11 protein-coding genes and 3 pseudogenes are annotated in these 15,060 nt (G+C 44.2%); all 14 read right to left on the bottom strand.

Going from position 1 to position 15,060, the window contains the following annotated elements; all coding sequences use genetic code 11:
• Positions 1–537, bottom strand: a pseudogene (locus JCM13995_RS09735) (DUF6056 family protein); the annotation flags it as partial.
• Positions 515–1,468, bottom strand: a complete 954-nt coding sequence (locus tag JCM13995_RS09730; protein ID WP_156314428.1) for a glycosyltransferase family 2 protein — start codon at positions 1,466–1,468, stop codon at positions 515–517. The gene JCM13995_RS09730 and the pseudogene JCM13995_RS09735, both read right to left, overlap by 23 nt.
• A gap of 60 nt (positions 1,469–1,528) precedes the next feature.
• Positions 1,529–3,016: a DUF6056 family protein gene (locus JCM13995_RS09725; RefSeq protein WP_054665117.1), complete on the bottom strand. Its 1,488-nt coding sequence runs from the start codon at positions 3,014–3,016 to the stop codon at positions 1,529–1,531.
• A 126-nt stretch (positions 3,017–3,142) separates the two neighbouring features.
• The gene (locus JCM13995_RS09720; protein WP_082397808.1) at positions 3,143–3,592 is read right to left on the bottom strand and encodes a glycosyltransferase; all 450 of its coding nucleotides are present in this window, start codon (positions 3,590–3,592) and stop codon (positions 3,143–3,145) included.
• A gap of 299 nt (positions 3,593–3,891) precedes the next feature.
• Positions 3,892–4,362: a glycosyltransferase family protein gene (locus tag JCM13995_RS09715; RefSeq protein WP_054665113.1), complete on the bottom strand. Its 471-nt coding sequence runs from the start codon at positions 4,360–4,362 to the stop codon at positions 3,892–3,894.
• A 10-nt stretch (positions 4,363–4,372) separates the two neighbouring features.
• Positions 4,373–5,912 (bottom strand): annotated as a pseudogene (locus JCM13995_RS09710) (lipopolysaccharide biosynthesis protein).
• Between the two features lie 18 nt (positions 5,913–5,930).
• Positions 5,931–6,764: a LicD family protein gene (locus tag JCM13995_RS09705; protein ID WP_156314427.1), complete on the bottom strand. Its 834-nt coding sequence runs from the start codon at positions 6,762–6,764 to the stop codon at positions 5,931–5,933.
• Positions 6,765–6,769: 5 nt separating this feature from the next.
• On the bottom strand, positions 6,770–8,152 hold the full coding sequence (locus tag JCM13995_RS09700) for an O-antigen ligase family protein (RefSeq protein WP_054665106.1): 1,383 nt from the start codon (positions 8,150–8,152) through the stop codon (positions 6,770–6,772).
• A gap of 24 nt (positions 8,153–8,176) precedes the next feature.
• Positions 8,177–9,142: pseudogene (locus tag JCM13995_RS09695) on the bottom strand (glycosyltransferase family 2 protein).
• 33 nt (positions 9,143–9,175) lie between these two features.
• Positions 9,176–10,036 (bottom strand): LicD family protein, encoded by an 861-nt coding sequence (locus tag JCM13995_RS09690; RefSeq protein ID WP_054665104.1) that lies wholly within the window; start codon positions 10,034–10,036, stop codon positions 9,176–9,178.
• Positions 10,037–10,048: 12 nt separating this feature from the next.
• Complete coding sequence (locus tag JCM13995_RS09685; RefSeq protein WP_054665101.1) at positions 10,049–10,870, bottom strand: glycosyltransferase; 822 nt, start codon at positions 10,868–10,870, stop codon at positions 10,049–10,051.
• A 10-nt stretch (positions 10,871–10,880) separates the two neighbouring features.
• Positions 10,881–12,281, bottom strand: coding sequence for a sugar transferase (locus tag JCM13995_RS09680; protein ID WP_054665098.1), 1,401 nt, complete (start codon positions 12,279–12,281; stop codon positions 10,881–10,883).
• A gap of 147 nt (positions 12,282–12,428) precedes the next feature.
• Positions 12,429–13,499, bottom strand: coding sequence for a phosphomevalonate kinase (locus tag JCM13995_RS09675; RefSeq protein ID WP_054665124.1), 1,071 nt, complete (start codon positions 13,497–13,499; stop codon positions 12,429–12,431).
• A 370-nt stretch (positions 13,500–13,869) separates the two neighbouring features.
• Positions 13,870–15,060 (bottom strand): LTA synthase family protein (locus JCM13995_RS09670; RefSeq protein WP_225350834.1); only part of this gene is annotated, 1,191 nt, incomplete at its 5' end.

The following is a 15,060-nucleotide window of genomic DNA, read 5'->3' as shown; positions in this document are numbered from 1 at the left end:
AAAATTGAGGTCGCTAAAAAAAATTCTGCACCCAGCGTCAGAAAAAAAACCCAGAAGCAGCTGCTTGTAAAGGGATAAGTGTCGATTGTGAATATTAAACTGCCACCACAGAAGCCAAATAATCGCAATTACTGGCGGCACAAAATTCACGAATGCGGCTGGCCAACCATACGTTTGTGCAAACAAAGCGGTTGGTGCTAACAGCAAGAGGGCAAGAATGATGCCATAGAGATCATTGGCTTTAACAGTACTAACGGCACCTGCCAACCTAACGCAGGCATTAATTAACAGGGTCATGATTCCGCTCATGAAAGCAGCTTTGAAAAGCACACTTCGCGTAATCGCCAGGGAAATCAAATCACCGAAGTATCGCCCATTATAGCCTTGGAAGAAGTTTCTAAAAGCGGACAAGCGCGTTTGGGTACCCCATGCCCATTCATCATGACTGTAAGGGACCATTGCAAAAAGTACAAAAAAAACAAGAAACAGCCCTCCATACAGAACATAAGGATTGTTAGTTATCTTTTTTTTGATCATGCGTATGCTTCTCCTCAATGAAATATAGTGGTCGATTCTTCGACTCCATAAAGACCCGGGCTAAGTATTCACCTAGAATACCATTAGAAATCAAGATGCACCCACCTAAGAACAAAACCAGGATCACTATTGTTGGGAACCCTGACTGTGTAGGCCCTGTGATAAGCGTTTTGATGAATACATAGATCATATAAATAAATGCGAACGCCGAAACAATAAATCCGAGAAAGGTGGAAATTCTCAATGGAGCAGTGGTGTACGAAGTGATTCCCTCTAGGGCCAAGTTGACCAAGCTACGAAAACTCCACTTAGATTTGCCATGAAGTCTGGGCGCCGCATCAAATTCAATTGCCACCTTTTTAAACCCGACAACATTGTAAAGTCCCTTGGTATAGCGCTGAGACTCTCGGAGAGAACGCAGAGCAACCACTACTTTCTTGTCTAATAGTCGAAAATCACCAGCATCTGGGGTCACCGGAGTTTTTGAAATCTTGCCGAGAAGCTTATAAAACCACTGAGAGGTTTTGATTTTAAACCAGCCTTCCCCCTCGCGTTTATTTCGCTTCGCGTAGACATCGTCATAGCCCAGCCGCCAAAGCTTAACCATGTCATTGACTAACACGGGCGGATGCTGTAAATCTGCATCCATGATGATTAGCGCATCGTGGTGAAAATAGTCGAAGGCGACAACCATCGCCGTCTCTTTCCCGTAGTTTCGCGATAATGAAATATAGGAGACATCATCGTGTGCATCCGAAAGCTTCTTAAAAACGTCAACAGTATGGTCCTTACTGCCATCATCAATAAACAAAATCTCGTGCTCCAGCCCTAGCTCTTTAAAATTGATATCAGAGATAATACGCTGGTAAATTGACTCAATATTTTCTTCTTCATTGAAGCAAGGAATTGCAATCAGTAATTTCTGCATAATGACTCACCCATTTCTGAATTATGAAGCTTTCTTCGGGTCTACTACTAAGCAAGTATGTCGTTAATTTGGCCATGCCTTAAATGGGACAAACACCAGATGATATTTGTGCTGACTAAGTCGTGCATTCTTTAACATCATTGGATATCCCCAGCCCCAGTCGGTATTCGGAGTAGTATTCCAATTGTACTGATCAAACGGTAGTCGTTGCAGGACTAGCTCTGTTTTACCCTGCCGCGCTTGAGCACGCATTTGTACTACTCGCTCATTATTATAATAGCCATTGGCTGTCATCATTAATAGCATTAACAGCAAACTAATACCTCCAAGCAAAAAGCTACCGTGGACAATCACAGCTGAAGTTCTCGGTTGCGGTTCAAGAACCGCTCTCAAGACATCAAGCGATGCAATCAAAAGAAAAGCAACACTACCAAATGCGCAACGTGGGCCATAAGGAGTGATGATTGCAAAAGGCGCGGACAGTACCAACGCCGAACCAATGTAAAACCACATCCGCGTGCGAAGCTGAGGACTTTGAACGTACAGAGCAGTAGCAAGTATGACACCGACAACGAACAAAATACTAGCAATCGCTAGCAAATTGTTAAAGACTCCTGAACGATTAAGATTTCCCCAATCAAACATCTGACTGCTGAAAAATGTTAAAAAGGCATACCCAAGTAATAGCGTGCTGACAAACATTTTGACAACGTTGTGCCCTATAGGAGCACGCCAGATAAGTATGAACAAACCAACCGCTAGCAGTGCAATTATCAAGCCATTCTCATGAAACACATAACGGTACATGCGTTGTGTATATGTATCCCTAATCTGTGCGATAATTCGCTGGCCCAAGGCTAAATGTCGTTGATCATTTTTACCTGCAAAAGCTGCAAGGTAACTAGGATCAGTAAACATTCGAATGGCCCCAAGAACAATTCCCACAAGAAAAGCAAGCACGGTCGACGCTTTGTTGGAATGCGCTCTTTTAAGGTATATCCACGCACAGATACCGAAGAGCAAAAGGTATAGCGTTATATGTTCCACAATCAGAGCACTTACGAAACCTAGCCCCCCAAATAGAAGCCACTGCCATTTTGATATTGATTCTGGCCGCCGTTCCCGCACCCAAATGACCATAAGCAAAACTGGAATCATTCCAAAAATATAGTTGATAAAACCGGAAAGCCAACCAAATGTTTGCGCAAATACTTCTTGCGACATGGTCATGAGCAACGCGGTCGTGAGCATAAGTTGCCAGCCTTTGACTCGTTTTGAGTTGAATCCGACCGCGGCAACCAAATACACCAAACCCACACTACCAAATCCATAAATCAAGACTCGAAGAATCGTATAGCGAGTCATTCCAACCATCAGGATATTGCTAAATAGCCGTCCATTATAGTTATAAAAATTGGTGGACATAAGGTGGAGGCCTTGTTGGCCTCCCCACATCAAATCGTCACCGCTGAACGGCAAGACCAAGCCTAATAAGCCAAATCCAATTATTAGTAAAAACAGTATCCAAGGTTGTTTTGCCTTCATTTTCATTATTGACGGGATCCTCCAAATCACTGATTAAGCCACTGCGAGCGGATTAGCAAATACAATGTCTCAAAATCAAAGTGCCAACCACGATACGCTCAGATTCTAGTCCTCGATAAGGCAAGCGTTGAACTATTTTTGAAAAATTCGTCCAGAGTCATGGATACCAGTCAGTTGTTTTTCCATCCCAACCGGTAAATAAGCCATTTTTAAAGCCACATCAATCTCGCAAAGAATCCAAGACGGCACTCCACTGCGAAATAACACGAGGAAGTTTAAAGGCCTCGTATCGTTAAGTGATTTTTCTCCGTACTCGTGTCTGAGCGAAACGTTACTGATTAGCAGATTAATGTCTTTAAGCATGGCCGACACATCGCCCACCGGCACCAAAAGTCCAGTCTGATCTGGCTCCAAAATCTCCCGTCCCCCATGGTGGGCGAAGGAAACCACTGGTAATCCGAAAGACATCGCCTCGATAATCACCATACCCAATCCCTCAGTACGGGAGGTGGAAAGAAACATGCTGCCCGCCTGATAATGCTCTGCAAGTGCATTACCATCTAGAGAGCCAATAAATTCTATATGTTCAGGCTGACGTCGGCAATCATGTTCTTAAATGTCTTCACCTGATTGGGGCGCCCCTGACCGGCAATTTGAATCTTCCAGCCTGGTGGTAGTTGTTTGGCAATCTCTACAAGATAGTCAAGCCCCTTTATATAGGTGTCAAGCCTCGTCGTAAAGATAATCTTATGTGAAGTCAGCGGCGATTGCCCATGCGACGCTAGGACAACGGGATTATAGATTACATGGGTATTGCGATTGTATTGAGAAAAAAACCTTCAGATCAAAATGAGTTAAACAAACTATTGCCGAAACTGCAGTCAAAGCGCAATGTATGCCGGCCGGTAATTCTTAGTCAGAGAGCCAAAACTATAATCAGTCGCTTCATGCATCCACGCAATTGTGTGCAATTTTGGCCGATTCTCACGCAGCGCTTTCGCAAATAACGTTACCGACCAAAAGGAGTTTAATATCACCACATCAATTTTGTATTGATCGAGATAAGCTAGAAGCCTCTTTAATTCAGGCTTTGCAAAATCCGCGGGCACAAAGCTTCGATGAAAAAGAAACTCCAGCCCTTTCCCCATCTTGTCAACCACTTCTGCTATTCCTTTATGAGGTAGCCCGAACTGGAACAACCGGTCCTCTGGCAAATCAGAATAGTTGGTCGTGTACTGGTAAGCAAAATAGTACAAATCATGCCCTTCAGCCGCTAATGCTTTGCCAATATTAGCCGCCGCAATATAAGAGCCACCATAACCAAAGCCCTGACTGACAACTGCAATACGCATTATCTTCTCCTTAACGTTTCAAAAATCGCTTTCCAACACTCAAGACATACTTAAACTCGGGAGTCTTAAAGCTAAACAGTATGTAGAGAATCATCGACAGAATAAGGGTCACGAAAGCCTTAATAATGATGCTGAGCAATCCGCCTTGTAGCGTGATAAATCTGTTTACAAGAATATCAACAATCGCTCCTGCCACAAACAGCTGTGCAATCCCCCGAAAAATCAAGACGACATACTCTCGAACAGGGCGTTGCAGGGCGTAATGATAAACGACATACCCCTCATACCATATAACAAAACCAAACGAAGAACCAATTGTTGCTAGCAGCACCCCATTGATCCCCATCTTCAGTGGAATCAGAAAAAGTAACGACAGCGCGACATTGATTGTTGCTTCAATAACCGGCTTGATCCGTTGATACCAAAACAAACCAAATGACTGAATAAATACAAAGCCCGTATTCCGATAGACTTGAATCACGTAGTTAATGACAATCAATAGCGCCGTAACCTTAGGCAGCACGTTACCCTTGCCGACCCACCAGCTAATAAACGGATCGAGTAAAACCAACAGCTCTATTCCGGTAAAAAAGGCCAGACTTTGACTGACAAAGAAGTGACGTCGAAATAAATCGTTTCTACGACTTGCATCCGCCTCCACCGCAAAATTACCGATACTTGCGGTAATTGAATTGGTGATTTGTTTACAAATATTCTGGACTGCGTTTACGATGAGCGTGTAATTTGAATAAATGCCTACCGCAATCAAACTAACAAAGGAGGAAATAAAGATATTATCTGTACCCATAACAATCTGTCCGCCAATTGTGGAGGACATGTTACCTAGAACATTTTTTCTTTATCTCATCACTAGTAGCCTTGTCCACCTTAACCGCTTTCGCATGTTGAATATACGGATAACGTCGATCAACGATCCAAGAAATACAAACGTTTCCTGCAATGGTGAAGATAATTTGAATTATCAGATAAATGACGAAGTCTGCATGGATATATAAAAAGGTAATTTGAACAATATTGGCTACTAAAAGAAATAAGAAATCATTTAATGTGACAATATAAGCCTTCTGATCCGCTGAGATCAAAGACCGCTTGTATGTAAAGAAGTAACTGACAACCGAGTTGGTCAAGAACAGCAAATAAATCAAGTAGAGGTTATCTACGTGCTGAGAACCATGGATCATCAGGTGCAGAAATGGCATGACTGCGATTCCCAGCACACCGATTGTGACCCCAATCCAGTTGTAGGCCTTGCGATAAAGTTGCATTAACGCCACGATTTGCGGGTGATCGTGCAAGGCAATCGGTTTATACAGTGAAAAGATGATTGAACTACCAACGCCAAGTTCTGATACCGAAAGCAGACTCAAAATGTTAGTGAACAATCCGTTTAAGCCTAAATATGTTTCACCCAAAAACCGAATAAAGATACTACGGGCAATGAATTGTATCAAGAGCCGCATAATGTAGATCCCGGTTGAAATACCGGAATTCATAATAGAATATTCAAGACGGCCACGTTGCTTTTTCATTACCGGTCCCTCTTTCGATTACTTGAAATAAAACGTATACGGATGGTTGGTAACACGCGCAGAAGCCGGTGGCATTTTCATGTAGTCACCAAACCTCAGAGTTAAAAACTCTTTTCTAGCCTTAATCGCCATCACCGTCCGGCCAGCAAAATTGACATCTTCAAACTCGTCCGAAGAAAACCAGGCGACTGGGAAAACGCCCCAATCCTCATTGAGATACTCCGGGCGACCACATTCACTAGCCTTATCAAATGAATAGCGGGTCATCGTCTTCACATAACGTTGACGCCAGTAATTGTCATCACCCTGTGCCATTAAAGAACGGTAATGAGGATAACGAATCACTCGCTTCACATATGCTTTCCAACGAGAGAAGGAACGAGCATACGTTCCGTTTGGAAGAGTATCCATCATATTTTCTCGAAGTTTCTCGCATTCATCATGAAAGCGGTATTGCGCCACTCGGCCTGCAGGTGCACCATCCAGCGCGAAAATATCAACGAAGACCCCCATAAGGGGGTCTTCTGCACCATACACCTGATGGCTGACCATCGTCGTTGCCGGATCGACAACCTTAGCAAAAGCGTAACGGTAGTGCGCCCTAGTCTCAAAACTAAGAACAGGATAATCGCTTTGTCCAGCTAAGAGCTTAATCAACCTATCATAATCAGGCCGAGCTAACACAATGTCGATGTCATCATCCCAGGGAATAAAGCCATGGTGACGCTCAAGCCCAATTAATGAACCATAAAAAATGCTGTAGCGTAACCCGTGGCTTCGGCATATACCATCAATATAGCTCAGAATGTTTAACTCGCATTCCTGTATTTGCTGTAGCGTCATTGGTGTCAAAGAATTTACATCTCCAATCGATCTTGCTCAGGTGCAGGGCCAAAAGACACAACGCCTAGAAAAAGCCAAAAGCAGAAGGCCCCTATCCGGTTCTCGAAGATAACATCAGGCATCACACATCCAAAGACGAACATGTCAACGACGATTAACCCAAAGATAATAAAGCTGATATCATCAAGTCCACGAGCTTTAAACAAATTCTTCGCTAGTAACCAGAATTTCTCAATCAGGAAGCCAACGAGTGGAATCAACCCCATCAGACCGGTGCTGACCAGTGTCAATAAAAATAGGTTATGCGGCGTCTGGCCTGCATATGAAATATAAGTATGCGGCAACTCTTTACGAGCATAATTAATGAAGTTACGAGGGGAACCACCATAGACCGGACTACTTGCCCCAATTTCCAGTGCGCTCTTCCAAAGAGACAATCGACCGTTAGACGTATCCCCATTTTCTGTGATATCTTCACGCTCCAGCGAAACGTCACTATTCTTTTTCGTGGTCTGCGAACCCATTTTGTCCAACAAAATGATTTTAGTGGGAACGACTAAATGGGGCATTACAACTTTCACGCCCTCACTCAAACCCACAACCAGTAATACCCCTAGCAAGGCAACTCCAAGAGATTTCAGCCACTTCACAAAAACAGTATCAAAACGCCTCTGATAACGAAAAACCAAGAACAGTCCGATAAAAGTAACCAAACTCAGGTTAAGCATCGCAGAACGAGAACCCGAAAGCACGACATACAGAAACTGGATCGCCATGAGCACGCAATATCCCACTCTCGCACGATTGCCTGCCTTAATCGCACGGTTCATCATCAATAAGATGGTAATGTCGGACAAATTGGCAGCAAAGTTGGGCTCAACGAAAAATCCGTACAACCGATTTTGAACCATTCCAATTCGAACCCCATAATAAATCTTGCTCAGAGATGCGGTGTAGCTATAGTTCACGAAGAATAAGAACAAAGACCCAATAACGCTGATTGTCCAGTAAACAAACAGGATGTTTTCAAACCACCTTAACAGCTGTGGATCTTCGTGTTTACCCACATAGAAAACCGCAAAGAAGTACAGAACCTGCCATATTACCATTTTCCCGTTTGAGATAAGTGACGCTTCCGGAACCAATAAAGTCGAGACAACCATTGCCAATATAATCAAGACTAGCCAGACGTTCGGGATTTCTCGATTTGTGAACCATTCTGCCAAGTTAGTCAGCACAACTAAAGCCCCGAACAGTGCAACAATCGCAAATAGAGCTGAATCAAACTTGGAAGACACCAAACTTTCCAGAATATTCATTCTTAACAGCAACGCTATCTCGAACGAAAGTATGAAGATCCGTGTAAGTGGTTTGTTATAACCAATCAATCTTTGCATTTTTTTCACCCTAACCCAATCTGATTAATTTCGATGAAGCTTAATCGCAGTTGCGTAACACTTGATGCTTAACATCAGAGCTGTCATTGCCACCTTACGCGCCCCGGTAAAAATCCTGTCTCGAAGAATAAAGAAATAATTCGACCGAAGATAGTGGACTATTGCTTTCAAATGCCGCGGATACTTTGTCTCGGCTTGACCATTCAATAACTTATCCAACACCAGAAAATTTGCAAAACACACACGTTGATGGGCGGCATGCCTCAGCGCAGGACTAGCATTCACAAGTTTCTGCTCGTTTTTTTTCCCAAGCGTCAATGAAATCAAACTGCTTTTCAGAGAAGGTCTCCGTGTTAATGCTATCCTCGCGATGGACATAGTAATATCGCTGGCGGGAATCAACAACGATTCTCGAACACTGATTGAGCACGTCCAAAATGACATAGGAATCTTCGTGATACTTACCAACAGGATAACGAAGTGTTTGAAAAATTCTCCGAGCATATAGCTTATTCACCGCATGTACGGAGATAATGTTACCCTCTAGGATCAGCTTTGTCGCCTGGTCACGGTTAAGTTCCTTATAAAAAAAAGGTCTTTTTTTCTTCGGTTTTTCGTCACCATAGACATCATAGATTCCACAAATCGCCAGCTGAGCATCAGCCTGAATAATCGCGTTATGAAGGATTTGATACATATCCGCAGCAATATAATCGTCCCCATCAACGAACCCAAGGTAACGACCTCGCGCGACGTCTATGCCGGCGTTACGTGCATCGCTCAGCCCGCCATTTTTTTTGTGGATCACGCGCACCCGAGCATCCTCATTCGCATACTGATCACACATTCGACCGCTATTATCAGGAGAGCCGTCATCGACGAGAATGACCTCAAAATCTTTAAAGGTTTGATTCAGAATCGAATCGACACACTTTTTTTTATATACCTTTCCACTTTATAAACAGGAACAATAATGCTAATCTCAGGCATTCTCTTCTCACCTCGGTAACCGTGTTTGGCCAACTAGTGTTTGGTTAAGTAATAACGACCCTCATAGCGCGTATAGCTATGTTCAGGATCAATAAATACAGCATCATGATGTGGCTTTTGCTGTGCTTTAGGCGGTCTCTGCATATAGTTACCAAAAACCTGTCTGAGATAAATATCATACCCAACTGGCAGCGGCATCGCCGTGTCTTCAAACGGCAGCATCACAGCAGATTTAAAAGCTGTCTCCGGATATCGGTTTCCCATATACTTCGGACCGACGCAAAGCTCAGTGACAAGCCCCGTGTCCCGACCTTGATACCTAGTCATCCGGTGCTCAGCAAACCGCCAAATTCGGTAGCGCATCTGTTCACTTCGAAACAAGCCGAGCAGCAGACGACTGCCTGCTGCGATGATACCGCCATGAGTCTCAGGTACTAGTTGTTCCGAAAACAAGGCATACACCATCGCCCAGGCGCGCTGAACATCATGTCCAACCTTGCTGACCGGTGCCACATCCAATGGAAAAACATCAATGGCAACCCCGTGCACAACGTCTAGATCTTTCTGATACGTCTTAATAAAAGTAGTCTCGCGATCCCTGACCGTCACAAAATTGTTGCGGTTAACGAAGTGCTGACTAGCCACTTCTAACGCAAAACGTTGCTCAGGCCCTTTAGGCCAAAGCTGAATCAGCTTTTGATAATCTGCTCTGGGCATGAAGAAATCAAGATCATCGTCCCAAGGCACAAAGCCATGTTCACGCACCGCACCGATAGCACCACCGCCACAAAAATAGCAAAGGAGCTCATGCGATTGACAAAAATCGACAAATACCCGTGCGATTTTAAGTGTAGCATGCTGAACCTTTGCTAATTTCGGATCATTACTATACACGTTGGCCCTCCATTACTGCCTTAACTTCTTGTGGTAGAACCACTCCCGCATTTTCCCAGGCATCACGCTGATGACAATGTGGACTCCACTGACAAAGACAAAATCGCCGAAATTTCCCAGGCCTTCACGATAAACGCGATAACGCCCACCAAGACCCTCTATAAGATACTTCCAGCCGCCCCGCCGGCTGATCATGTCAGCACCCGTTCGCGCCAACACCAAGTCTTTCTGAATGTTGTACGCTTCAGATCCTTGCTTTAACATTCGCGCCCATAATTCATAATCCTCAAAGCTCTTCACCGAATGATAGTTGCCTGCCTTCAAAACTGCGTCTTTCTTGAACATAACCGTCATATGATTAAACGGATTGCGACGTTTTGAGAACTCACGGATTTCATCATTTGTCTCAGGGACGATGCGTCTTCCCACAATGTTGGCTGGATCTTCCACAAATTCACTGATGGTTGAACCGCAGATGTCCAATCCTGCTCTCAACTCGAACTCACGGTACTCCAACGCCAGACGGTCTGCCTCCATAATATCGTCAGTGTCCATCCGGGCAATCAACTCACAACAGGCCAGCTTGACACCGATTGCGAGTGCCGGTCCTAATCCTTGATTAGTCGCCTGTGGATAAATATGAAGTTGTGGTAACCAAGCCTGACTAGCAGATAACACCTGTTGGAGTGGCGCGGTGATTGGCCCATCTAGAATCATAATCACTTCTTCTGGTTGCAGGGTTTGCTTGGCGATACTTTTCAAGGCTGTGCGGAGATGATCTGGTGACTCCTTCTTGTAAAGCGACATCAGAACAGTAATCGGTGCCGTCCCCATAATAATCCTCCTAACTAAGATGCCTGATATCGTTCTCCTCAACAATCTCATGCAACTTCTTCATGCTTGGCTCCTCATCCGTATCAAGTCCCTGTGAGGAAACCTTGTCAAAAAGGATTTTAATCGTCTGCAACAGAATTTTCACGTCCAAAAAGACGCTGTAGCATTTGATGTAAAGAAGATCAAATTTCAGCTTACTGTGGTAGTCCGACGCATACTTACCATAAACTTGCGCATAGCCGGTAATGCCAGCGCGGACATTGTGGCGCAGGTAATAATGAGGCTCCTCAGCGTTAAACTGATTAACAAAGAAAGGTCGTTCAGGCCGTGGCCCGACAATTGACATATCGCCCTTGAGTACATTGAAAATCTGCGGCAATTCATCCAGCCTTAGTTTTCGCAGATACTTCCCGACAGAGGTCACACGCGCATCGTTGGCCTGGGCTAGCATTGGCCCACTCTGCTTTTCGGCATCATTACGCATTGTGCGGAACTTGTAAATTGAAAATTCGCGTTGATTGAGCGTGATCCGTGTCTGCTTGTAAATGATAGGCCCTGGTGAAGTCACCTTAACTAAGATGGCGGTCACCAGCATAAACGGAGACGCAACGATTAGAAGTAACAGCGCCACAATAATATCAAAGACTCGCTTAAAGAATGCATTCTCCGAAGACAGGCGGAAATCACTAATGCCCATAACGCTCTCATCTTCGAAATTCATTAAATTAGGCCGCAACATCAATAAGTTATCAAATGTTGAAGGAAACATCAGATGTTTGTTTGCCTTCAATACGAGATCAACGATTGCCCGCCTGTCATCGTCAGAGATGTCTTTAGTCAGATAGAAAACATCAACATCAGGCAACACGTTCTTCACGTTTTCAACGAAATGATCCGTCACCACCACGTCAACCTTGTGCTTGTTGTTCTTGGCCGAGTTGAAGTTTTGAATCACCGCTGGCAAATCCTCCACATGAGACACAACAGCAACTCGCTGACTGGGAGTTAATCTCAGATAGAGGAAAAAGATAATTACCCGGTAAATGCTTAATGTAATCGCACTTACAACAAAGGAAAGAAGCAACACCGAGCGAGGAAAGGCAAATAACCTTCCCAAGAAGGTGATCATTATCAGACCCATAATTGTCAGTACTTGGCCTAAAATCGTAATAAAGATAATGTCGCTGACGCGGCGGTTGTAGTAAACATAGGCACCAAGTAGAAAATTGACCAGTAGAAAGACCACGGTCAGCCAGACCACGGATTTTTCATATGTGTAAAAATTCCGAATGGGAATAGCCCGGCCAAAGCGCAGATAAAACGCGATCAAGACGCTGGCATTGAAGACCACCACATCGCCAACCACTGTTATAAACCGTTTCAAACCGCCCCATGAAGCTTTTTGTTTCATAACAAACCCTCTCAACAAATGAATTGCATCAGTGTGCTACTCGAATTATCACTAATTATGATTACAGAAAAACGGTCACCCCATATCATACCAAATCAGGCGACCGTTCCAAAACAAAGCCTGAAAGCTTTAACAAATTTATGAGGTCTAGACAATCTCATGAACATGAAAAGTTAACGGCTCTATATTATGTTGTGTCCAATCTTTCAACAGACCAGCAGTTTGCTTAGAGCGATCGATCAGTACAATCCCACAGTCACCACCGCCTGCTCCGGAGAATTTTGCCGCTCCGCCGGCCTTTTCTGCCAATTCGCACATTGTTTTCAAAGCGTCTGTCTCAATTTCCACCTCGGAAAAGCGCGCCAACTCATCCAAGGAGTGACGATTGCGCCTGAGACACTTCTGAATCACGGTTAGGGAATGGTTTCTGAATCCCGCAATCATACTTTGAATGGTTTCCCGACTATCAGTTAAAAAGCGCTGGTATTCTTCCTGCTTCTGAGCCTTCGCGATGGCTATCTTGTCTACTAAACGAGATGTAGAGGCTGGCGAACCAGTCCAACCGATAAGAAGTTTGAGTGCTTCAGGGGCCTGCAAAAGCTCAATCGATAATTGCGGCCAGTCCATCTTCAACAGTTCGCTCAGCTGATGAGTTCGGCGTTCCGCTGCCAACCAGTCCTTGTCAAACGACTGATAGGCAATCCATCCCCCATAGACCGAGGCCGCGATATCGCCTAATGAACCGTTTCCTTGAACATCCAAGTGTGCGATTGCAGAGAGCTTGTAGAGTTGATCAGAGGTCATTTTCAAATCGTAAAACTCATTCAGAGCTTTCACCGTAGCAACCGTGACTGCTGCCGAACTCCCAAGCCCATATTTTTTACCGTCCTTGGAGTCCAAATCAGAGTCAACGTAAAGCCTGTACAGTGCCATAGGCTTTCCTTGCTCTCGTGCATACTGCTCGGTTAATTTAATTGCACTTAAGATATAGTGGAAGGGATTGTCGCGGTTATCAAACACCATCTCGTCACCTTCCCGCTGCCAGAGAAGCGAGTTCTCCTGATACTGTTTCGAGACGATACTGCCATACTTGGCCATCTTCTCAACCGTAACTGTGACGAACTGATTTAAAGCTACGATAATCGCGGGGTACCCAGTTTCCACCACCGCGTACTCGCCAGCAATATACAACTTGCCTGGCGCCTGCGCTGTTACCACCATCATCAGAACCCTTCCCAAATATTATCAATTGCACGTACTAATTCCAATTCGATTATAAGTGTCCTCGCCTCGGCTGACCGGTGACGCGCTTAACTGTAACTATTTCTCAAGAAAGGCAGTCCGACCCGATAAACTTTGTTCAGAGAATCTCCTCTGATCCCCCAGCCTCTTAGTAGTAGCGCCAGTCGAGGTGAAAAGTGTATGTATTATACAATACCCGGTTAATCCTAGTCGGGTACAGGCACAACCACCTAATCACTGCCTTATTTCTACTACAGACCTCTTTCTGGAGCCATAAAGAAGCGACACTGCATTCTCCAACACCCAATCTATTAAACGAATCCAATAACCGACAAACCAATTTGCTTCATTTTACAGTTTTAGTGAAACAATCTTTCAGACAATACTGGTGGCCGCTCGTAATATCGTATTGAATCAGTCGATAATCGTGCAAAAGGCGTTTTTGTGCACGGCTTAGCTTGCTTTCATCGATCACTTTACCAGATTCGGTCACAAAATTAAGTGCTTCAACCTTTGCATCGCCTGATTGGCTCGATTGACTTTCAGACTTATCTTGACTGCCAGAGGCATTAGTCCCTAAAACGCCCAACGCTTGCCACATCGTTGGCAACTGATGCTGCACATCGGTTAGCAAGGCTGTATACGGGTCTACTTTCGCATTTCCTTCCTCAAGAGCCATCGGGATGAAATCGTTGGTACTTACAAACTTATGACCTTCACTAACTTCTTTTGCACCATGCTCTCTCGCATATTTATTAGCATAGATGAAATAGTCTGTTGAATATTTTTCAACGGAAGCTGGTAAATCATAGATACCTGGCAGATGGTCGCCATAGAAGACCATGATAACTGGTTTATCCAACTTATCGATTTGACTGATGAAGGCTTTAACAGCAGTGTCAGTATATGAAATACCTTGCGTAAAGTGCTGAACTGACGCTTTCATATTTGGCGCGAAACCACTACCACTAACCTGATAGTCGTGATCAGGATAAACATCCGCCGTGTATGGCATGTGATTTTGCATCGTAATCAGATTCAAAAATTGTCCTCCCTGCCGAGAGTTAATTTGAGCCAAGGCGTTAGCATAGGCAGTCTGGTCGGACAGATACATAGATTTGCCAATTCGCTTCTGATCAATAATTTTATATTGACTACCAAGATAGGCAAACTTGTTGAAAGAATATTTACGGTACACTGCCGGCCGATTATAATATCCGCCAGTGTACGGATGTATCGCCGAGGCGTATTCAAAAAGGTTTCCCACATTCGGTGCAATCTTCTCACTAGGCACGACTTGGCTATTGGGAATCACATTACCAGAAGCAAAGAGCCCCATCGACATGCCTGTTAAAGACATATATTCCATATTGGCCGTACCACCACCATAACCCGCACTAATCATCAGTCCGGAAGTGGTCCGCCTCTTTAACTGAGTAATATAAGGGATAGGATTTTGGTTTAGTTTCAAACCTGCTATGTGAGTCGGATTCGAAAAGCTTTCAGATAAATTAAACATTATGGTTAAGTTCTTTGG

The sequence above is a fragment of the Lacticaseibacillus camelliae DSM 22697 = JCM 13995 genome (assembly GCF_001311195.1).
GTDB classification, from domain to species: Bacteria; Bacillota; Bacilli; order Lactobacillales; family Lactobacillaceae; genus Lacticaseibacillus; species Lacticaseibacillus camelliae.
Note: the sequence above shows the minus strand (reverse complement) of the source record. Positions and strands in the feature narration are given on the sequence as shown.